Origin of the sequence: Streptomyces sp. NPDC001851 (assembly GCF_040297165.1) — a bacterium.
Lineage (GTDB): Bacteria > Actinomycetota > Actinomycetes > Streptomycetales > Streptomycetaceae > Streptomyces.
Genome location: NZ_JBEOYR010000018.1, coordinates 173,089 through 193,892, shown reverse-complemented (window position 1 = coordinate 193,892; position 20,804 = coordinate 173,089). Strand labels below are relative to the sequence as shown.

Here is a 20,804-nt window from a genome sequence, read left to right as displayed (position 1 = left end):
TATCAGATCTTTTCTCGATCCGATTTCCTCGGTGCTTTCCAGGTTCCCGCTTTCGCGTTTCCCTTTCCGGCGGTTCCGACTTTATCAGAAGTTCTTGGCCGGTCTGACCGGCCGTTCGTTTCCGATTAATCGGGAGGCGCTTCTCGGAGATGTCGTTCTCGACTTTCTCGGGAAGCTCGTAGAGTCTAACGGCGACCTGTGAACCTGTCCAGTTCCAGGCAACTGTTTGAATCTACCTCCCCACGTCATCCGTGTCAACGGCTCTCGTGGGGCGAAGAGGAGACTAGCAGCTCACAGGGGTGAAACGCACATCAAGCCGCGGTGGGAACCGAGGCGCTGCGGTCCCCCGCTTCGAGATCGCCGGTCTCACCTGCCCGTACCGCCCTGCCGCCCAGGACGTAGACGTACGTCAGAAAGGCGAGCTCGGCCAGGACGCCGATCCCGATCCGGGCCCAGGTGGGCAGGCCGGACGGGGTGACGAAGCCTTCGATGGCGCCGGAGACGAAGAGGACCAGGGCGAGGCCGATCGCCATGCCGACGGCTGCGCGGCCTTCTTCCGCGAGAGCGACGCGCCGCGTACGCGGGCCGGGGTCTATGAGTGTCCAGCCCAGGCGCAGCCCCGTACCGGCGGCGACGAAGACGGCGGTCAGTTCGAGCAGGCCGTGGGGAAGGACCAGGCCCAGGAACGTGTCGAGGCGGCCGGCTGAGGACATCAGGCCGAAGCCGACACCCAGATTGAGCATGTTCTCGAAGAGGATCCAGAGGACGGGCAGACCCAGGAAGACGCCGAGGACCAGGCACATCGCGGCCGCCTGGGCGTTGTTCGTCCACACCTGGGCGGCGAAGGCCGCCGCGGGATGGCTGGAGTAGTACGTCTCGTACTCCCCGCCGGGGCGGGTCAGCTCGCGCAGCTGGCTGGGCGCCGCAATGGACGACTGTACGTCCGGGTGGGTGCCGATCCACCAGCCCAGGAGGACCGCGATCACCGTGGAGACCAGTGCCGTGGGCACCCACCAGTGGCGGGCGCGGTAGACCGCGGCGGGGAAGCCCTGGCTCAGGAAGCGTGTGACGTCACGCCATGAGGCGCGGCGGGTTCCGGTGACGGCACTACGCGCGCGTGCCACCAGTTGACTGAGGCGTCCCGTCAGCTGCGGGTCCGGGGCGCTGGACTGGATGAGGGAGAGGTGGGTGGCGGTGCGCTGGTAGAGGGCGACGAGTTCGTCGGCTTCGGCGCCGTTGAGGCGGCGCCGGCGGCGGAGCAGGGCATCCAGTCGGTCCCATTCGGCTCGGTGTACGGAGACGAAGACATCCAGGTCCATCAGGTCTGCATGCTCCTCGGCTGGTCGTCGACTGCTCGTCGTGGATGCTCACGATCGCGGTCAGCTTGTCGTACTGCGGCGCGATGCGCCCACAGCTTGGCAGACTTGCGCTTCCGGGGGCAGATCAGGGAAGGACGGCGGACGTGAGTGAGCTGGTGACGGGCGAGGCGGTGGCCCTCGAACTGCGGCCGGCCAAGTTGCCGAGCAGGGCGCTCGCCGTGTTGCTCGACCTCGTGGCGGCCATGGTCGCGTACCTCGTCGTCAGCATCGTGGTGGTGCTGTCGACCGCTTCTCTGGACGAAGCCGCGCAGGTGGCGCTGTCCATCGCGACGTTTCTGCTGGTGCTGGTCGGCGGGCCGATCGCGGTGGAGACGCTCAGTCACGGGCGTTCGCTGGGAAAGCTGGCGTTCGGGCTGCGGGTGGTGCGGGACGACGGCGGGCCGATCCGGTTCCGGCACGCGCTGGTGCGGGGTGCGATCGGGGTGGTCGAGATCTTGCTGACGTTCGGTGTGATCGCCTGCATCGCCTCGCTGGTGTCGGCGCGAGGGCGGCGACTGGGGGACGTGTTCGCAGGCACCCTGGTCGTACGTGAGCGAATACCGGCCGGGCGGGCCTCCTTCGTTCCGCCGCCGCCTCCCTGGCTTGCGGGGCGGTTCGCCGGGTTGGACCTGTCGGCGGTGCCCGACGGGCTGTGGCTTGCGGTCCGGCAGTACCTGACCCGGATGGGGCAGCTCGATCCGCAGGTCTCGCTGGGCATGGCCCAGCGGCTCGCGGCCGACCTGGCGACGCGGACCGGAGCGTCGGTGCCGCAGGATCTGCCGGCGGCCGCGTTCCTGGCGGCGGTGGTGCACGAGCGGCAGTCACGTGAGGCCCGGCAGGCGTTCGGACCCGGTGGGCTCACCGCACCGGTGGCCGCGTCTGGTGCGCCTGCCGCCCATCAGCCGCCCGCATCCGCGGCGGCCTGGTCGCCGCAGAGTCCCGGTCGGCCCGATCAGCCACAGGACCGGGCCCGGCAGCCGCAGGCTCCGGCCGTGCCGTCGGCCGGACCTGCGCGGAACGAGGCACCGGCCGACCGGCCGGCCACCGGTTTCGCCCCGCCGGCGTAGCACGAGGCCCGCTCAGCCGCCGTTCGGCGGTCTCGTCTCCGCCGCTGTTCGGGACGTTTTCGTCCAGGTCCACGCGGTCTCGCCGGTCGTCGCGTTTCAGTCGAACGCCGACGGCGGTGACTGGAGGTCCTCCAGCTCGATTCCGGGTGCGGCCAGTACGACGTCGCCGGCGATGTGGACGGAGTGTCGTTCGCCGGTGTCCAGGGCTGTGACCTGGTATTCGTCCACGATCAGGGGGCCGTTGTCAGTGGCGTGTGCTTCGCTGTTCACCAGGGCCCAGGACTGGTCCACGGTGCGGGGGGCGAGGACCGGGTCCGTGAAGGCGACCAGGCGCACGCGGGTCGCGTCGGACGAGGGGGTGAGGCGCAGCAGACGGGCGGTGGCGACGAGGAACGCGGGGGACGTGCCGGTGAAGGCGTGGGCGCGCACATGGCCTTCGGTGGCATGGGTTCCGGTGGGGTCGGTGCGGACCCAGGTGACGCCGTCGAGGGCGGCGCCGCGCACCTGCCAGTCTCCCGCGTGGAGTTCCAGGCGGATGGGGCGGCCGAGGTCGTCCAGGGCCAGGTCGACCGACCCGCGGTGATCGCCGGCGGGGCTGGTCACCCGGGAGACATAGCGCCAGCCGGACGGGCCGGGAGCGCACTGGAAGTGCTCTTCAGCGAGGGGGGTGTGATCGTGCGGATCGTGGAGCGAATAACGGCCGCGGGGCATGGCGGGTCCTGGGTCTTGACGGGCTGATGGTCCGGTGCCCGGGTCGTTCCGGCCGGGCGGGCCGTTCTGATCGCACGGGGCCGTTCCGATCGCGCGGGCCGTTCCGGCGGGGGCGGGGCTCCGGCAGGGGACCGTTCCGGCCGGGCGCGGGCGGACGGAGCCGGGCGGGACCGGTCACGGGCAGGGCCGGTCAACGAGGCAGGCCCCCGGCACGGGGGTGCGGGGGCCTGTCTCGGCGGGCCTGCTGCCGGGGAGCGCGGCGGTGCACCGGTGTGCTCCCCGGCAGGCGGGACTCGAAGGCGCCGGCTCAGTAGCGGTAGTGGTCCGACTTGAACGGGCCGTCGACCTCGACGCCGATGTACGCGGCCTGCTCCGGGCGCAGCTTGGTGAGCTTGACGCCGAGCGCGTCCAGGTGGAGGCGGGCGACCTTCTCGTCCAGGTGCTTGGGCAGCACGTAGACGCCGGTCGGGTACGCGTCGGGCTTGGTGAACAGCTCGATCTGGGCCAGGGTCTGGTCCGCGAAGGAGTTGGACATCACGAACGACGGGTGGCCGGTGGCGTTGCCCAGGTTCAGCAGGCGGCCCTCGGACAGCACGATGATCTTCTTGCCGTCCGGGAAGGTCCAGGTGTGGACCTGGGGCTTGACCTCGTCCTTAACGATGCCGGGGACCTTGGCGAGGCCGGCCATGTCGATCTCGTTGTCGAAGTGGCCGATGTTGCCGACGATCGCCTGGTGCTTCATCTTGGCCATGTCCGAGGCCATGATGATGTCCTTGTTGCCGGTCGTGGTGATGAAGATGTCGGCCTTGTCGACGACCTCGTCGAGGGTCGTGACCTGGTAGCCGTCCATCGCCGCCTGCAGGGCGCAGATGGGGTCGATCTCGGTGACGATCACGCGGGCGCCCTGGCCGCGCAGGGACTCCGCGCAGCCCTTGCCCACGTCGCCGTAGCCGCAGACGACGGCGGTCTTGCCGCCGATCAGGACGTCGGTGGCGCGGTTGATGCCGTCGACCAGGGAGTGGCGGCAGCCGTACTTGTTGTCGAACTTCGACTTCGTCACGGCGTCGTTGACGTTGATCGCCGGGAACAGGAGGACGCCGTCGCGCTGCATCTCGTACAGACGGTGCACGCCCGTGGTGGTCTCCTCCGTCACGCCGCGGATCTCGGAGGCCAGCTGGGTCCACTTCTGGGGGTTCTCGCCCAGGGTGCGGTGCAGCAGCTGGAGGATGACGCGGTGCTCGTCGGACTCGGCGGTCTCCAGGCCGGGGACCTTGCCGTCCTTCTCGTACTCGACGCCCTTGTGGACGAGGAGGGTGGCGTCGCCGCCGTCGTCCAGGATCATGTTGGGGCCGCCGGTGGGGCTGTCCGGCCAGGTCAGCGCCTGCTCGGTGCACCACCAGTACTCCTCCAGGGTCTCGCCCTTCCAGGCGAAGACCGGGACGCCCTGCGGGTCGTCGGGGGTGCCGTTCGGGCCGACGGCGATGGCGGCGGCGGCGTGGTCCTGGGTGGAGAAGATGTTGCAGGACGCCCAGCGGACCCGGGCGCCGAGGGCGGCCAGGGTCTCGATGAGGACGGCGGTCTGCACGGTCATGTGCAGGGAGCCGGTGATGCGGGCGCCGGCGAGGGGCTGGGCCTCGGCGTACTCCTTGCGGAGCGCCATCAGGCCCGGCATCTCGTGCTCGGCGAGGGAGATCTCCTTGCGGCCGAACTCGGCCAGGGAGAGGTCGGCGACCTTGAAGTCCTGTCGGTTGTCGACAGTCGTCATTGCGAGCTGCTCCTCGGGGTTGGGTCGAGGTGGGTACGGCTGGTCTGCGCGGCGGCGGACACAGGGGTGCCCGAAAAGAGGACACAGGCATGCCCGCGTACGCGCAGCGCAGTCCGTCGGAGGCCCTCTCTCCCTCGGCCGGCCCGCGCTGGGGCCGCCCGACCGCCATCAGCAGCGACGTCTGGCTCCGTCCCAAGCTACACCGGACGGCCCGGTCGGCCCCAGTCCGCCTCCGGCCGGCTCGTGACGCCCGGGAGCCGGTTTCCGGGTGGGGCGTGGCGGCAGGAGCGGGTCGGCGGGGGCGCGGAATCCGTGGGAACGGGAGCCCACAGACCATTGCGCACAGGGACTTCCACCTCTTGGGGCCGTGGGTGGGGTGGTGCAGGATGCAGGGGGACCGGAGCCGCCCGGTTCCGCTCGGGGTGTCCGGGACGGCGCCTCGTGCGACGAAGGCGATAGGAGATCGACGTGACCAGTCCGGCCGGCCCTCCCTCCATGGATGGCCGCGATGACGAGCGGCGGCAGGTGAAGCTGCTGGCGGTGACCGCCTGCCCGACCGGCATCGCGCACACCTACATGGCCGCGGAGAAGCTCGCGCAGGCCGCGGCGAGCCGTGGCATCGAGATGAAGGTGGAGACCCAGGGCTCGATCGGGGCCGAGAACGTACTGGACGACAACGATGTCAGAGGCGCTGACGGCGTCATCGTCGCCGCCGACAAGGACGTCGACCTGAGCCGCTTCGCGGGCAAGCGGGTGCTGACGGCCGGGGTGGCCGAGGGCATCCACCGTCCCGAACAGTTGATCGAGCGGGTGCGGTCGGCGCCCGTGTACACGCCGGGCGGTTCGGTCACCGGGTCCGCCGGTGGCGGTGGCAGGGAACGGGGGCCGGTGTACAAGGCGCTGATGAACGGCGTGTCGTACATGATCCCGTTCGTGGTCGTCGGCGGGCTGCTGATCGCCGTGTCACTGGCGCTCGGCGGGCATACGACGGCGAAGGGCTACGTGATCCCGGACGGCACGTTCTGGGCGCACGTCAACGCGATCGGCGGGATCGGTTTCCAGCTGATGATCCCGGTCCTGTCCGGCTACATCGCCTACGCCATCGCCGACCGGCCCGCGCTGGTGCCGGGCATGATCGGCGGCTGGATCGCCAACACGGGCGCGCTGTACGGCTCCCAGGCGGGCGCGGGCTTCATCGGGGCGATCGTGACCGGGTTCCTCGCCGGGTATCTGGTGTTGTGGATCAAGAAGGTCCGGGTGCCGAGGTTCGTGCAGCCGATCATGCCGATCATCGTGATCCCGATCGTGGCGACTACGGCGCTCGGGCTGTTCTTCATCTATGTCGTCGGGAAGCCGATCTCGTGGGTGTTCGAGCACCTGACGGGCTGGCTCGGCGGGATGACGGGGACGAGTGCGGTTCTGCTCGGCGCGATGCTGGGGCTGATGATCGCGTTCGACATGGGCGGGCCGGTCAACAAGACGGCGTTCCTGTTCGGTGCGGGGCTCATCGCGAGCGGCAACCAGACGGTGATGGGCATGTGTGCCGCGGCGATTCCGGTCATGCCGCTCGGGCAGGGGCTGGCCACGCTGATCCGGCGGCGGCTGTACACCGGGCAGGAGCGGGAGACGGGGCTCGCCGCGCTGTTCATGGGGTGTTTCGGCATCTCGGAGGGTGCGATTCCGTTCGCGGCGGCGCGGCCGGCGCAGGTGATTCCGGCGAACATGCTCGGTGGCGCGGTGGCCGGTGCGGTGGCGGGGCTGGCCGGGGTGAAGGACGCGGTACCGCACGGGGGGCCGATCGTGGCGGTGCTGGGTGCGGTGAGTGGGGTGCCGATGTTCTTTGTGGCCGTGGTGATCGGGGCGGGGGTCACCGCGCTCGCGACCGTGGCGATGGTTGATGTGAGCGGGCGTCGGGCGCGTGGGGTGTCTGCCGGGGAGTCTGCGGGTGCGGGTGGCCCCGCGGCCTCTGTCAGTGCGTCGCCGGCCGGTGCGGATGTGACGCCGGGACGTGCGGGTGCCGCATCGTCCGGCACGGAGACGGGTGCCGCCTGCGCCGGTGTCGGCGCGTCCGCCGGGGGTGTGGTGGTGCCGGGGCAGCGCGGGGAGCCTTCGGTGGGCGGCGGTGAGGTGTTGTCCGGGTATCTCGATGAGCGGACCGTGCAGGGCGCGCTCGGAGCGGTGGAGAAGGACGCCGCGATCCGGGAGATGGCGGAACTGCTGGCCCGCAGTGGGCGGGTCGCCGATGTGGACGAGCTGGTGGCGACGGCGTTGCGGCGCGAGGCGCAGGGGACGACCGGGCTCGGTGAGGAGATCGCGATTCCGCATGCCAAGACGGACGCGGTGACCGCGCCGGTGGTCGGTTTCGCCCGGTCGGCCGAGGGGGTCGAGTGGGGGTCGCTGGACGGTACGAAGGCCCGGCTGGTCTTCATGATCGCCGTCCCGGAGGCGGCCGCGGGCGACGAGCATCTGCGGATCCTCGCGCTGCTCTCGCGCAAGCTGGTGGATCCCGGTTTCCGGGAGCGGCTGCTCGCCGCCCCGGACGAGCGGGCGGTGCTCGACGCCCTCGCGGAAGTGGGGTGACTCGCTCGGACCGGGGTCGGGGGCCGCCCGCCCCGCGGTCAGTGTTCGATCGCGTGGGGGTTCGGGCCGCCCGGGGTCGCCTCCGGGTCCGGGCCCTTGGCGGCCTCGGTCTCGCTGTAGATGTCGGGTTCGAGGTAGATGACCCGGGCGATGGGGACGGCGGCGCGGATGCGGGCCTCGGCGGCGTTGATGGCGTGGGCGACCTCGGCGGCCGTGTCGTCGTGCTGGACGGCGATCTTGGCGGCGATCAGCAGCTCCTCGGGGCCGAGGTGCAGCGTGCGCATGTGGATGACGCCGGTGACGGTGTCGCCGTCGACGGTCGCCTCCTCGATCTTCCTGATCACATCGAGGCCCGCCGCCTCGCCGAGCAGCAGCGACTTGGTCTCGGCGGCCAGGACCAGGGCGATCAGGACGAGCAGGACGCCGATGCAGAGGGTGCCGATGCCGTCCCAGACGCCGTCGCCGGTGAGCACGGCCAGGCCGACGCCGAGGAGGGCGAGGACCAGGCCGATGAGCGCGCCGAAGTCCTCCAGCAGGACGACGGGCAGCTCGGGGGCCTTGGCGCGGCGGATGAACTGCGCCCAGGACAGCCGGCCGCGCAGTTCGTTGGACTCCTTGATGGCCGTGCGGAAGGAGAAGCCCTCGGCGATGACCGCGAAGACCAGGACGCCCACCGGCCAGTACCAGTTTTCCAGATCGTGCGGGTGGCTGATCTTCTCGTAGCCCTCGTAGATGGCGAACATGCCACCGATGGAGAACAGGACGATCGAGACCAGGAAGGCGTAGATGAACCGCTCGCGGCCGTAGCCGAAGGGGTGCTGGGGGGTCGCCTCACGCTGGGCCCTCTTGCCGCCCATGAGCAGCAGGAACTGGTTGCCGGAGTCGGCGAGCGAGTGGACGCCCTCGGCGAGCATGGAGGAGGAGCCGCTGAACGCGAACGCCACGAACTTCGACGCCGCGATCGCCAGGTTGGCGCCGAGTGCCGCCACGATCGCCTTCGTACCGCCTGACGCGCTCATGTGTCCGCGTTGTCCCTTCGCCCTCGTCGTCGCCCTCGTGGCGTGTTCCGGCTTTGCCCGGCCTTTGCCGGTGGGCCATTCTTGCAGCCCGGCCGGGCCCCGGCGCGTCAGGTATCCACAACCCCGGTCATACGATCACGGCGCCGGGTGTCCAGCACCCCGTCAGACGATCACCGTGGCACGGAAGACCGTGCCCGCGCCCGAGATCTCCGCCTTCTCGTCGGCCGGTACGAAGACCGACTGTCCCGGCCGCAGCCGGTACTCGCCCGCGCGGACCGAACCGGCGGTGCAGAGCAGGATCTGCGGGGTGGCGAGGGTGAGGTCGTGGGCGCTGCCGCCCTCGGGGAGGACGTACCGGGACAGACGGAACTCGTCGATCGGTGTCTCGTAGACCTCCTCGCCGTCGGGGGAGGCCTCGGGGCGCAGCACGCCGGGGTCGCCCGGCTCGAAGCGGACCACCCGCAGGAGCTCGGGGACGTCGACGTGCTTGGGGGTCAGGCCGCAGCGCAGGACGTTGTCGGAGTTGGCCATGATCTCGACACCGAGGCCGCTGATGTACGCGTGCGGGATGCCGGCGCCGAGGAACAGGGCCTCGCCGGGCTGCAGGCGGACGTGGTTGAGCAGCATGCCCGCGACGACGCCGGGGTCGCCGGGGAAGTGGTGGGCGAGGACGGCGTAGGGGGCGTAGGCGCCGCCGAGGCGGGTGCAGGCGGCGGCGGTCTCGGTGACCGTCCGGGCCATGTCCTCCGGGTCGGCGGTGAGGATCGCGGTGAGGACCTCGCGCAGGGCGGCGTCCTCGGGGTGGGCGTGCAGCAGGTCGACGTACGGCTTGAGGGAGGCGACACCGAGCCCTTCGATCAGGTCGGCGGTCTGGACCGGGTCCCGGAAGCCGCACAGGCCGTCGAACTCGGTGAGTGCGCAGATCAGTTCGGGCTTGTGGTTGGCGTCCTTGTAGTTGCGGTGCGGGGCGCCGACCGGGATGCCGCGGCGCTCCTCGTCGGCGTAACCCTCCTTGGCCTGCTCCAGGTCGGGGTGCACCTGAAGGGAGAGGGGGGCGCCGGCGGCGAGGATCTTCAGGAGGAAGGGCAGGTGCGGGCCGAACTTCGCGACCGCCTCCGGGCCCAGCTCGCGCTCCGGGTCGGCGCCGATGACGTCGACGAGTGTCCCGCGTGCGGTGTGCGAGGGGGCTCCCGGGTGTGCGCCCATCCACATCTCCGCCTGCGGTTCACCGGTCGGCTCGACGCCGAGCAGGTGCGGGATGGCGGTGGTGGAACCCCAGGCGTAGGGGCGGACGGTGTTGTCGAGGCGGTCCATGTGTCTTCTCTGTCTCCGTACGTACGCGGGTCGGTCGGCCCGGAGCAAAGATCAGGCCCCCGAAGCGAGCGCCAGGTAAACAGCGGCGAAATCCGTGACGGCGATCAGTTCCGCGAGGGTCTCCAGTTCACCGCCCTCCTCCGGTTCGAGTTCGCTGATCGGCGTGTCATGGCTGAGGGCCAGGTCACGGGCGGCGGGGGCGGCGGTGAAGCCGCCGATCGGGCGGTCGCGCAGCAGCACTACGCGCGCGTGCAGCGCGGGCTGTTCCTCGACGCGGTCGCGGAAGAAGTCGTCGGGGTCGGCGCTGGCGGCCAGTGGACCGGCCAGCAGGGCGCTGTGCGCGGCGAGCGCCTCGGGGAGTTCGGCGACGAGCCCGGGGCGGCCGGCGAGTTCGGCGAGGGCGGCGGCGAAACGGCGCCCGGCGGGGCCCGCCGAGGTCCCTTCCGTCCACACCACGGGGAGCGCGTCGGCGAGTTCGGCGGCCAGGGTCTTGGCCGGGTTGCTGTAGGTGGCGATGGCGGGGCCGCAGCGCTCGGCGACGTGGTCCAGGCGGTCGGCGACCTTCTCCAGGGCTTCCGGTGGGGCGCTGAGCAGGCCGACGCGGTCCAGCAGGGCGAGCAGCGGGGTGAGCAGCGCCCAGAAGACGCCCGGGGAGGAGGCGGCGAGCGGTTCCTCCTGGTCGTACGGCGCGGTCGCCATCGGTACGAACAGGCCGTGGGCGCCGGCGACGGCCTCGGCGAGCGGGGTACGGGGCGGAGCCACGGCGACGACCGAGCAGCCGCGGCGGTAGGCCTGGTCGGCGAGGAGGGAGAGGCTGGGTTCGGTGCCGTCCGGGGTGGCGATCAGCAGCAGGTCGACGGAGCCGGTCCAGCCCGGCAGTTCCCAGCGCAGGGCGCCCGCGGCCGGGGCGACGCCGGTCGGCGCCAGGCGGACCACGGGGCTGCCGACGCCCGCCAGGGTGCCGAGGAGGTCGGCGGTGTGGGTGGCGGCGGCGCCGGGACCGGCGATGAGGACGGCGCGGGGGCGGCCGTCGGGCTTGAGATCACCGATGCCGGACTCGGCGGCGTGCCGGACGGCGGTACGGACGCGGGCGCCGGCCTCGGCGGCGCCGCGCAGCAGGCCCCGGTGGTCGGCCTCGGCGAGGCCCTCCGGGGTGTCGAGCAGCGATTCGTCCAGCATGGGCGGCAGCCTCCGATTCGCCGGGGTCCTGTGCGGTGTGTCTACCCGTTGTCTACGGCCTCGGGGGCGTCGTCACGCGGGACGGCGGGCCTCGTCCACGAGGAGCACCGGGATGCCGTCGCGGACGGGGTAGGCGAGGCCGCAGTCCTGGCTCGTGCAGATCAGCTCGGTGTCCTGCTCCTTGAGGGGGGCGTGGCAGGCCGGGCAGGCGAGGATCTCCAGGAGGCCGGCTTCGAGCGGCATGGGGTGTCCCTTCGGGGGTTGGTTCTCTGGCCGGTGGTCAGCGTACCGCTGGTGGGCGGGCTGAGCCGGGCTCGTCGTGCCGCCCAGGGGGCACCGCCCCCTCAGCCCGCCCCCCTGAGCCGCCTTTGATGCGTCACCCCCGGATGATCGCCAACGCCTCGTCCCTGATCTTCGTCATCGTCGCCTCGTCCTTCGCCTCCGCGTTCAGGCGGAGGAGGGGCTCGGTGTTGGACGGGCGGACGTTGAACCACCAGTCGGGGGCGGCGACGGTGAGGCCGTCGAGGTCGTCGAGGGTGATGTCGGCGCGGCCCTCGTACGCGGCGCGGATCGCGGCGAGGCGGGCGGACTGGTCGGCGACCGTGGAGTTGATCTCGCCGGAGCCGGTGTAGCGGTCGTACTGGGCGACGAGGGAGGACAGGGGGCCGTCCTGGCCGCCGAGGGCCGCGAGGACGTGCAGGGCGGCCAGCATGCCCGTGTCGGCGTTCCAGAAGTCCTTGAAGTAGTAGTGTGCGGAGTGCTCGCCGCCGAAGATGGCGCCGGTGCGGGCCATCTCGGCCTTGATGAACGAGTGGCCGACGCGGGTGCGGACCGGCGTGCCGCCGTGCTCCTTCACGACCTCGGGGACCGTGCGGGACGTGATCAGGTTGTGGATGATCGTGCCCCTGCCGCCGTTGCGGGCCAGCTCGCGCCGGGCGACCAGGGCGGTGATCGCGGACGGGGAGACCGGGTCGCCGTTCTCGTCCACGACGAAGCAGCGGTCGGCGTCGCCGTCGAAGGCGATGCCCAGGTCGGCGCCCTCCGCGGGGACACGCTTCTGCAGGTCGACGAGGTTGGCGGGGTCGAGCGGGTTGGCCTCGTGGTTGGGGAAGGTGCCGTCCAGTTCGAAGTACATCGGGACGAGGGTCAGGGGCAGGCCGGCGAAGACCGTGGGGACCGTGTGACCGCCCATGCCGTTGCCGGCGTCGACCACGACCTTCAGGGGGCGGATGGAGGTCAGGTCGACCAGGGAGCGCAGGTGCGCCGCGTACTCGTCCAACGTCTCGCGGGAGGAGAGGGTTCCCGGCCGGTCCACCGGTTCCGGTGCGCCCGACTCCAGCCAGCGCTCGGCCAGTTCGCGGATCTGCGCGAGGCCGGTGTCCTGGCCGACCGGGGCGGCGCCCGCGCGGCACAGCTTGATGCCGTTGTACTGGGCCGGGTTGTGGGAGGCGGTGAACATCGCGCCGGGCAGGTTCAACGCGCCCGAGGCGTAGTACAGCTGGTCCGTGGAGCACAGGCCGATCTCGGTGACGTCCACACCGCGGTCCGCCGCGCCGCGGGCGAAGGCGCGGGACAGACCTGGGGACGAGGGCCGCATGTCGTGGCCGACGACGATCGCCGCCGCTTCTGTCACCTCCGCGAAGGCAGCGCCGAACAGTCCGGCCAGTGTCTCGTCCCACTGGTCCGGGACCACTCCGCGTACGTCGTACGCCTTCACGATCTGCGACAGATCAGCAGCCACGGCCAACCCTCCTGAAAGTCCTATGGGTGCCCACAAACTACCCGTCGGGGGTAAGCGTGGGGTGTGCGGACACCTGTGCGGACGCCCAGTCGTGCCCGAGAGGGGACGCGTGGCGGGGGTGGCTCAGTTGTCCGGGGAGCGCAGAACACGCAGGTGGCCGCGGCGGGCGACCTCCATGGGGTCGACCGTACGGGCTCCGCCGCCGCCCGCCTCGGCCGCGCGCTCCTGGGGGCGGGCCGCCTCGCGCACGGCGTTGGCAAGCGCTTCCAGATCGTCTCCGCTGGGCCGTGCGGGAGCGGAGCCGTCGAGGAGGCGTACGACCTCCCAGCCGCGGGGGGCGGTGAGGCGCTCGGAGTGCTCGGCGCACAGGTCGTAGCAGTGCGGCTCGGCGTAGGTGGCGAGCGGGCCGAGGACCGCGGTCGAGTCGGCGTAGACGTACGTCAGCGTCGCGACGGCGGGTCGGCCGCAGGCGGTGCGCGAACAGCGACGTACAGGGCTCACGACGTTGGACGGTACCGCACTCTTGAGCGGGCCGCGACGACTCCCCACCACGTCACTCCCCTGTGTCGTGCTGTGAAACGTCCCACACACCCCTTCGGGGAGGCCTGGTTGACCTGCGGGGACGGGTGCTCGGCGGGTTGTGGGCGGGGCTCGATATGGTCATGATTCAGCACAAACACCGTCAATTGCCTTGAGTGCGGCGGTCGTCGAGGGGTAGGGAAACGCGCCATTCGTTGGCTGGAATGGTCAACCTGCGACATGGGGCGGATAGAGCCGATCGGAAAGGAATGGGCCGATCGGCGGCGGGCCGATCGGCTGGCCGGGAGCGGGTCGGCTGCCGTGTGGGGCCGGGCGGGCGGAGCGTGCGGGGACTACGCTTCCCCAGTGATGGACAACCGTGTACCGCCCCGTGCCGCCGGACCCGGGCCCCGTCGCCGTGATCGTCACGGGCGGGGCATGCGGGGGCCGATCGCACCGCCGCAGGTGCCGCTCGCGGCCAGCCGTGCCGATGTGTTCGCGGACCTGGTGCAGGACTCCGTGGACCGTCTTGAGCGGCGGTGGCCGCAGCTGGCCGACATCGATTTCCTGGTGCTGGAGGTGCCCCGGCTGGAGGGCCGGGGCGAGCAGGCGTGGAGTGACGAGGCCGTGCCGCTGGGCGGGGTCGTTCCCGCGCGCGACGGGCGGCGGGCGCGGGTCGTGGTGTACCGGCGGCCGGTGGAGATCCGGACGAAGGGGCGGGACGAGCGGGCCGCGCTGGTGCACGAGGTGGTGGTGGAGCAGGTCGCCGAGCTGCTGGGGCTGACTCCGGAGACCGTGGATCCGCGGTACGGGGAGGACTAGTTCCGGCACCTCACTTCTGGAGGACCGACAGGTCCTCCGTCGTCTTCGGTACCGCCACCATTCCCCGGTCGTAGGGGAGGGTCTGGATGGTGAAGCCGGGGACTCCCTCCTCGGTGGCCGTGAGGGTGCGGGAAGCGTAGGCCGGGCCGCCGGAGACGGTTTCGACGGTGAGGGCGTAAGTGCCCTGGAGGCCGGCCGGGGCGGGGACCGGGACGTTCTGCGTCGTGCCGGATTTGATCGTGTACGTCTTCGTCGTCGCCGTGCCGCCCTCGCTGCCCGCCGAGGCGGTGACCCTCACCGTGGCGGTGGCGGTGGGTGCCGTCAGGGCCAGGGTCGTGCCCTTGGCGCTGTTGTCGGCCGAGGTCGCGCGGGTACCGACGGGGGCGGTGGCCGGGATGAAGGCCGTCTCCTGTTTGTCGCCCTTGCCCCGGACCACCCGGAGGGCCGCCACCACCGGCACCGACCGGTCCGTGGGGGTCAGGACGAGCGAGCCCGCCTCGCCTCTGGTCACGGCGCCGAGGTCGGCCGTGGTCGTCATGCCCGACTTCACGTGCAGGGTCTCGTTGCCCGCCGGGGTGATCAGGCCGTCCGGTGAGGCCAGGCGGACCTTCAGGTCGGCGTCGTCGCCGCCCGGTGTGAAGGCGATCAGACGGACGTCGGTGGCGTCCTTCGGGATGCCGGGCAGGACCAGGCTGCCGGCCGGGTCGGTGGCAGCGGCCAGCCAGTCGCCGCCCGCCTTGCCGTCCAGGGCCTGCACGGACGCGCCGACCCGGCCGCTGCGCACGCTGACGTGCACGGTGAGGTCGGCCTGCTGAGTGTCGGTGAGCGTGGAGAGCAGGATCGGCTTGCTCGCGTGCGGCGGAATGGTCTGGTTCTCGCCGAGCGGGGACTTGATCGCGCCGTCCTTGCCGTACAGCTCGATGTCGACGACCGCCGCGGAGTCGTCGGGGTTGGTCAGGTGCACGTAGTCGGTGCGGCCGGTGGCCGTGCTCGCGCCCGGGAACCAGAAGTCGGTGTCGGCGGCGGTGCAGGTGACGCCCTGGAGGCCGCGGCCGGTGCCGGCGGCGACCTCGGTGGTCTCCTGGACGGTCCAGCCGGGCGCGAACTTCCCGTCGGCGGTGCCGATGAGTGCGGGCGTGTCGGCGCCGGAGGTGTCACCGGTGGCCGGTGTGCCCGGCGCCTTGGGGGTGAGCACCGGCTTGTCCGCCGTCTTCTTCCCGCCCTTGGACGCCTTGGAGTCCTTGGCGCCCTGGCCGGTCCGGGAGTTGCCCGTGCCGTCCGTGGTCTGCTCGTCGGCCGCCTGGAGCTGGGCCTTGCCGCTGCTCGGCGTGGACTGGGTGACCGGCGTGAAGGACGTGAACGCCGTGTCGGCGATGTCCGAGATGCTCGGCGCCGGACAGAGCAGGCTCGTGCGCTGCACCGGCAGGTTCGCGGCCGGCTTGGGTGCGGCGGCCCCGGACGCGGACGGGCCGTCGAGCGCGGCGAACGCGGTGACGGCGGCCAGCGCCGTGGTGCCGGCGATCAGGGACAGGGTCGTGCGGTTCACTGCTGGCTCCCGTCGGGGCGCTCGCTGCCGGTGCCGTGGGGCTGCTGGGCCGGGTCGTAGCCCTGCTGGGCGGGGTCGTACGCCGGGTCGTAGCCCTGTGGGTAGGCCGTCGGGTCGTACGGCGTCTGGCCGGCCGTGCCGCCGTAGGCGTACGGGTCGTACTGGCCCGTCTGGTACGGGTCGGCGGCGGGGTACGCCTGCTGGTCGTAGCCGGAGGGCTGATAGGGGCTGCCGGTCTGGTACTGGTCGGATCCGTAGCCCGCGTATCCGGCGTCGGCGTAGGAGCCCTGGTCCCAGTCGTCGTAGGACTGCTGGTGCGGTACGGCGGCCGGGGGCTCCTGCGGCTGCGGCGGTGCGGCCGGCTGCGTGTCGGTGGCCTGTTCCTCGGCCTGGGCGCGCAGACGGCGGGCGCGGCGGCCCTCGCCGGCGGCGGCCTCGGCGGGCACCGGCTCCTCCTCGGGCAGGTCGTCGTCGACGTCGCGGCGCCGGCCGGGCAGGGCGAGGACGACCAGGACGACGGCGAGCGCGCCCTGGGCCCACAGCCAGGCGGTGTGGGTGAGCGGGGCGGTGTAGGTGACGTCCAGCCTGCCGCTGTCGGCGGGCAGCCGGAAGCCCTGGGCCCAGCCGTCGACCGTGGTGGGGGTGAGCGGCTTGCCGTTCAGGGTGGCCGTCCAGCCGCCGGAGGCGGTGTCGGCGAGGCGCAGGACGCGGCCGCCCTGACCGGCCGGGACAGTGGTGTGGATCTCCACCGGTCCCGCGGTGACCGACTGGGCGGTGCCCGAGCCGCCGGCGGGGACGATGGTGGCGCGGGAGACCTCCTGGTCGACGCGGTACAGAGCGCTGCCGTGCTGCTGGCTGAGCCGGGTCAGGCCGGGGGTGGTGTCGAGGACACGGGTGATGTCGCGGGGCGCGCCCTGGTGGACGAGGACGTAGCGCACGGCGAAGCCGCCGAGTTCGTCGGCCTGGTCGGCGCCGGAGCCGGCGACGAGGTTGGCGACGACCTTGTCCAGCCGGGTGTTCTCGCCTGCGGCGGCGCTGACCTCGGCATCGCCCATACGGGCACCGGAGCCGCGGACCAGGGTGTAGCGCACGCGCGCGGTGGAGTCGCTGTCCAGGATCAGGGTGCGGGCCCGGTCGCCGGTGGTGGAGTCCTCGGCGACGAACGCGGGCACCTGGGTGGGGTCGCGGCGCTCCAGGGGGCCGTCGGCACCGCGGATCATCCAGCCGGCGGCGAGCAGCAGCGGGCCCGCGGCGCAGGCGAAGGCGATCAGGGCGGCGACGGGCTGGCGCCAGCCGAAGCTCTGCTCGGCGACACGTGCGCGTGCGCCGTCGGCACCGAGGGCGGCGGCGGCCAGCAGGGCGATGCCGTAGACCAGGGTGGCCGGTCCGGCCCAGGCGGACCTGTTGGACAGGACGGCGAAGACGAGGGCGATGAGGGCGACCGCCCAGGCGGTGCGGATGGCCGTCTGCCGCTCGGAGCGCAGCAGTGCGGCGAGGGCGGCGAGGACGACGCCGAGGAGTATCAGGCCGTGCACGGTGCCGGGGCCGCCGGGACTCGCGCCGAGCAGGTCGGACGCGGAGGCCGCGGAGGGACCGTACGCCAGGCCCGCTTCCTTGAAGAAGCCGGTCGGGAGCAGGGTCAGCGACCAGGGGGCGAGGACCAGCAGCGGGGTGCCGAGCTGGGCGAGGAAGCGCAGGGCGTGGGCGACGAGGTCGCCGCGGCGCAGGACGAGCACGCCGATGCCGAGGAGCAGCGCCATGGGCCACACGATCGGCGTGAAGGCGGTGGTGATGGTCAGCAGCAGCGCGTACGCCCAGGTGGCGCGCCAACTGCCGCGCGCGCCGGAGCGGTTCGCGAGGCCGCTCGCGGCGAGGCCGGCGCGCGCGATGAGCGGCAGCAGCACGGCGAGTACGGCGGTGCCGATGCGGCCGCCGGCCAGGGCGCCGGTGGTGGCGGGCAGGAAGGCGTAGGCGATGGCCGCCCAGGCGCGCAGCAGCCGGGAGGTGACGAGCGGCCGGGAGGCGAAGTAGGCGGTGCACCCGGCGAGCGGTACCGAGGCGACCAGCAGGACGGTGACGGCCGGTCCGGTGGAGCCGAACAGGATGCCGGCGAAGGCCGCGAGGACGGCGAGGTAGGGCGGGGCGGACGGGGTGCCGCCCGCGCCGACCGGGTGCCAGGCGTCCGCGAAACGCGCCCACAGGTCGCCGGCGCCGGCCGGGACCGGCAGCAGGGCGCCGCCCGCGAGCGCGCCGCCGCTGAGGAGGGCGCGGCAGGCGGTCAGCGAGATGAGCAGGAGCGCGAGGAAGAGCACCGGGCCGGGCCTGCGGGCGATCCGCTTGAGCCGGGCGAACTGCTCGACCTCCAGGAAGTCGGCGTCGTCGCCGCCGGGCCCGGACTCGACGGCGCCGCCGTGCCGGCCGGCCGGGGAGGTGTCGTCGGAGCCGCTGGTGAAGTTGGCGGCGAGCTGTTCCACGGTGGCACGGACGGTGGCGCCGGGCGGTGGGAGCAGTTGGCGCAGTTCGCCCTTGTCGATCTGCGGGCGTCCGCGGCGGCGCCGGGCGGCGATGATCCGCTCGGGGCGCAGCAGGGTGCTGAGCAGGCCGCGGATCTCGTCGACGGCCTGGCCGGGCACCTTGCCGACGAGATAGGCGACGGTCCGCAGGAGGGTGCCGAGGACGAGTCGCAGCAGTACCCAGGGCAGCGCGGCACCACGGGAGTTGACGAGCAGGGTGTAGACGGCGCCGGCCTTGTCCACCTTGTGCGGGGAGGCGGCGGTGCGGCCGGCGCAGTCGACGGTACGGCGCTCGCGGGAGGCGGCCTCGGCGTGCCGGACGACGGCGTCGGGGGCGATCAGGACGCGGTGGCCGGCGGCGTGGGCGCGCCAGCACAGGTCGACGTCGTCGCGCATCAGGGGCAGTCGGCGGTCGAAGCCGCCGAGCTGTTCGAAGACGTCACGGCGGATGAGCATGCCGGCGGTGGAGACGGACAGCACGGTGCGGACGTGGTCGTGCTGGCCCTGGTCCTGTTCGCGGCGGTCCAGACCGGTCCAGCGGCGGCCGGAGTTGGCGATGGAGACGCCGACCTCCAGCAGCTGCCGGCGGTCGTACCAGCCGCGCAGCTTGGGGCCGACGACCGCCACGTCGTCGCGGCCCAGCTCCAGTTCGTTGTCGACGACCCGCAGCAGCTGGGCGAGGGCGTCGGGTTCGGGGGCGCAGTCGTCGTGCAGCAGCCAGAGCCACTGGATGGGCTCACCGTGCGGCAGTTCGGGCAGGTCGTAGGCGTCGTCGCGCCAGGAGCGGGTGACCGGGTCCCAGCCGCTGGGGCGCTTGAGGTACGGCAGCTCTTCCGGGGTGAGGACCGGGGCGGTGCGGCTCGCCTCCTCGACGGCCTGGCCGAAGCCGGTGCGCCGGGCGAGGTGCAGGACGCACGCGTCGCCGAGGGCGTCGGTGAGCAGCCGGGCGGAGTCGTCCGCGCTGCCGGTGTCGGCGGCCACCGCGTACTGCACGGGGCGCTCCTGGCCGAGCAGCCCGGCGAGGGCGTCGGGCAGCCAGCGGGCGCCGTCGTGGGCGACGATGACCGCGGTCACCACGTGACGCGGGAACTCAGGGATGACAGCGGCGTCTTGCTGGGCTGCCGTATGGCTGTGCACGGACATCGAGGTACGGGCCCCGGTTCGATGGACTGCGGTGGACGCCCGTGCCCTCTCGGGTGCCGAGGGGACAGCGGGGCGTCTCGGACGAGCGACCACACTATCGGCTGACCATGACGACGGCCCGCCGCCTGTGGATAACCCACCGGCGACGGGCCGTTCGTGACGTTTTGGGCTGGATGTACGGTCAGATGGCGGCCTTCTTCAGCCGGCGGCGCTCCCGCTCGGACAGGCCGCCCCAGATGCCGAACCGCTCGTCGTTGGCGAGGGCGTACTCAAGGCATTCGGAGCGGACCTCGCAGGCGAGGCAGACCTTCTTCGCCTCTCTGGTGGAGCCGCCCTTCTCGGGGAAGAAGGACTCGGGGTCGGTCTGGGCGCACAGCGCGCGCTCCTGCCAGCCGAGTTCCTCGTCCGCGTCGTCGACCAGCAGTTGCTGCACCAGCTCGGTCATGTGCGCCCCTCGTCTGTCTTTCGCGTCCCCGTGTTGCCGTTACCGATTTCGGCTGAACGACACGAGTGAAATTACAAGTGTGCTGCTCCGGGCGAGTCAAGCCGAGATCTGCTATTGAGCCCGTTATTCACTCTGCGGAACCAAGGCCGTGCGGAAAGTGTTCAAATCGGCATAAACCGGAGGGGCGCCGGACCGTTCAGATGTCTGTACGGAGAAGGACGCCCCTGCGTTCGATCGCGTTCCGTGAGGCCCACGCGCCCGGATGTGCGCCATGTGTCCCGGAAGCCGGGTGAACAAACCTTTCACCGCCGAGTTGGACCGGATGAGGTGAAACGTGTCCCACATGCCGGTCGTCGAGTTGACAGCGCAGGTGTGAGCCGGTGTCCTTGGGGGCATGCTCGCGAACTCGGCACTCACCTCGACCCGCACCGCCGGGTCCTTCGGTGCTGCCCGGGGCCGCTGTAGCTGTTGTCGCTGTTCCAGCTGTTGAGCCACACCCGCTCCAGCTGTGGGCCGAGTCACCCGACTCGGTGTTCCTTCCCTCCGACCTTCCTTCACCGAGGAACCACCGCACCCCATGAACAGCGACAACGACCTCCAGATCGCCGGCGACATCCTCGAAGTCCCGCACCTGCTCCAGCCCCCGCGCGAGCACCCGGCCACCGTGGCCGAGTTCGTCGGCCTCGCCCGCTCCATCGCCGCAGACCGCTCCCAGTGGGCCCACCTCGTCCGCTACGACGCGACCACCCGCTGGTACCACCGGCTGCGCACCGGCCCCGGCTACGAGGTGTGGCTGCTGTCCTGGGTGCCGGGGCAGGGCAGCGGACCGCACGACCACGGCCGCTCCTCCGGTGTCCTGACCGTCCTGGAGGGCACGCTGACCGAGCGCACCGAGCGGGGCACGCGCGCGCTGACGCCGGGGGCACAGCGGGTGTTCGCGCCGGGCTATGTCCACGAGGTCGTCAACGACGCGCTGGAGCCGGCGGTCAGCCTGCACGTCTACCACCCGGGCCTGACGGAGATGCCGATGCACACGGCCCCGCACTGCGAGGCTCGCCCGGTGACTGCCTGACGCGTTGTCG

The 20,804-nt window shown here is 72.0% G+C and carries 17 protein-coding genes; 5 read left to right on the top strand and 12 right to left on the bottom strand.

The genetic code is table 11. The features are described from left to right. Nucleotides 1-202, top strand: a 202-nt coding sequence (locus tag ABT171_RS26420; protein ID WP_351247907.1) for a hypothetical protein, incomplete at its 5' end; no start/stop codon positions are given. A gap of 109 nt (nucleotides 203-311) precedes the next feature. On the opposite strand, the gene ABT171_RS26415 is transcribed toward ABT171_RS26420, so the two are convergent. Beyond that, a complete protein-coding gene (locus ABT171_RS26415) occupies nucleotides 312-1,319 on the bottom strand; it encodes a stage II sporulation protein M (protein ID WP_351247905.1) in 1,008 nt (335 codons plus the stop codon). A 143-nt stretch (nucleotides 1,320-1,462) separates the two neighbouring features. Here ABT171_RS26415 and ABT171_RS26410 point away from each other — a divergent pair, with 143 nt between their 5' ends. Then, complete coding sequence (locus ABT171_RS26410) at nucleotides 1,463-2,425, top strand: RDD family protein (RefSeq protein WP_351247903.1); 963 nt, start codon at nucleotides 1,463-1,465, stop codon at nucleotides 2,423-2,425. 96 nt (nucleotides 2,426-2,521) lie between these two features. Here ABT171_RS26410 and ABT171_RS26405 read toward each other — a convergent pair whose 3' ends face one another. Beyond that, nucleotides 2,522-3,136, bottom strand: a complete 615-nt coding sequence (locus ABT171_RS26405) for a hypothetical protein (RefSeq protein WP_351247901.1) — start codon at nucleotides 3,134-3,136, stop codon at nucleotides 2,522-2,524. 307 nt (nucleotides 3,137-3,443) lie between these two features. Beyond that, nucleotides 3,444-4,901, bottom strand: a complete 1,458-nt coding sequence (gene ahcY, locus ABT171_RS26400) for an adenosylhomocysteinase (protein ID WP_351247899.1) — start codon at nucleotides 4,899-4,901, stop codon at nucleotides 3,444-3,446. Nucleotides 4,902-5,369: 468 nt separating this feature from the next. Here ahcY and ABT171_RS26395 point away from each other — a divergent pair, with 468 nt between their 5' ends. Continuing rightward, the gene (locus tag ABT171_RS26395) at nucleotides 5,370-7,481 is read left to right on the top strand and encodes a fructose-specific PTS transporter subunit EIIC (protein ID WP_503076588.1); all 2,112 of its coding nucleotides are present in this window, start codon (nucleotides 5,370-5,372) and stop codon (nucleotides 7,479-7,481) included. 38 nt (nucleotides 7,482-7,519) lie between these two features. Here ABT171_RS26395 and ABT171_RS26390 read toward each other — a convergent pair whose 3' ends face one another. The 6 genes from ABT171_RS26390 to ABT171_RS26365 all read right to left on the bottom strand — a co-directional run bounded on the left by ABT171_RS26390 (nucleotide 7,520) and on the right by ABT171_RS26365 (nucleotide 13,283). Then, the gene (locus ABT171_RS26390) at nucleotides 7,520-8,500 is read right to left on the bottom strand and encodes a cation diffusion facilitator family transporter (protein ID WP_351247895.1); all 981 of its coding nucleotides are present in this window, start codon (nucleotides 8,498-8,500) and stop codon (nucleotides 7,520-7,522) included. Nucleotides 8,501-8,662: 162 nt separating this feature from the next. Continuing rightward, nucleotides 8,663-9,814 carry a mannose-6-phosphate isomerase, class I gene (manA, locus tag ABT171_RS26385; protein ID WP_351247893.1) on the bottom strand — a complete coding sequence of 384 codons (1,152 nt, stop codon included), beginning with the start codon at nucleotides 9,812-9,814 and terminating at the stop codon, nucleotides 8,663-8,665. A gap of 51 nt (nucleotides 9,815-9,865) precedes the next feature. Next, nucleotides 9,866-10,993, bottom strand: coding sequence for an SIS domain-containing protein (locus ABT171_RS26380; RefSeq protein ID WP_351247891.1), 1,128 nt, complete (start codon nucleotides 10,991-10,993; stop codon nucleotides 9,866-9,868). 72 nt (nucleotides 10,994-11,065) lie between these two features. Beyond that, nucleotides 11,066-11,236: a Trm112 family protein gene (locus ABT171_RS26375; RefSeq protein WP_079060162.1), complete on the bottom strand. Its 171-nt coding sequence runs from the start codon at nucleotides 11,234-11,236 to the stop codon at nucleotides 11,066-11,068. A 133-nt stretch (nucleotides 11,237-11,369) separates the two neighbouring features. Then, nucleotides 11,370-12,734: a phosphomannomutase/phosphoglucomutase gene (locus ABT171_RS26370; protein WP_351247889.1), complete on the bottom strand. Its 1,365-nt coding sequence runs from the start codon at nucleotides 12,732-12,734 to the stop codon at nucleotides 11,370-11,372. Between the two features lie 123 nt (nucleotides 12,735-12,857). Then, complete coding sequence (locus tag ABT171_RS26365) at nucleotides 12,858-13,283, bottom strand: DUF3499 domain-containing protein (protein ID WP_351247887.1); 426 nt, start codon at nucleotides 13,281-13,283, stop codon at nucleotides 12,858-12,860. A gap of 408 nt (nucleotides 13,284-13,691) precedes the next feature. Between ABT171_RS26365 and ABT171_RS26360 the strand changes: the two genes are divergently transcribed. Then, complete coding sequence (locus ABT171_RS26360; RefSeq protein ID WP_351247885.1) at nucleotides 13,692-14,075, top strand: metallopeptidase family protein; 384 nt, start codon at nucleotides 13,692-13,694, stop codon at nucleotides 14,073-14,075. A gap of 10 nt (nucleotides 14,076-14,085) precedes the next feature. Here ABT171_RS26360 and ABT171_RS26355 read toward each other — a convergent pair whose 3' ends face one another. From ABT171_RS26355 to ABT171_RS26345, 3 genes are all read right to left on the bottom strand, one after another. After that, on the bottom strand, nucleotides 14,086-15,621 hold the full coding sequence (locus tag ABT171_RS26355) for a DUF5719 family protein (RefSeq protein WP_351247883.1): 1,536 nt from the start codon (nucleotides 15,619-15,621) through the stop codon (nucleotides 14,086-14,088). After that, the gene (locus tag ABT171_RS26350; RefSeq protein WP_351247881.1) at nucleotides 15,618-19,277 is read right to left on the bottom strand and encodes a glycosyltransferase family 2 protein; all 3,660 of its coding nucleotides are present in this window, start codon (nucleotides 19,275-19,277) and stop codon (nucleotides 15,618-15,620) included. Before ABT171_RS26350 ends, ABT171_RS26355 begins: the two co-directional genes overlap by 4 nt. Before the next feature lie 181 nt (nucleotides 19,278-19,458). Continuing rightward, nucleotides 19,459-19,722, bottom strand: a complete 264-nt coding sequence (locus ABT171_RS26345; RefSeq protein ID WP_010986447.1) for a WhiB family transcriptional regulator — start codon at nucleotides 19,720-19,722, stop codon at nucleotides 19,459-19,461. Between the two features lie 577 nt (nucleotides 19,723-20,299). Between ABT171_RS26345 and ABT171_RS26340 the strand changes: the two genes are divergently transcribed. Next, the gene (locus tag ABT171_RS26340; protein WP_351247879.1) at nucleotides 20,300-20,794 is read left to right on the top strand and encodes a cysteine dioxygenase; all 495 of its coding nucleotides are present in this window, start codon (nucleotides 20,300-20,302) and stop codon (nucleotides 20,792-20,794) included. The last annotated feature ends 10 nt before the right edge of the window (nucleotides 20,795-20,804 follow it).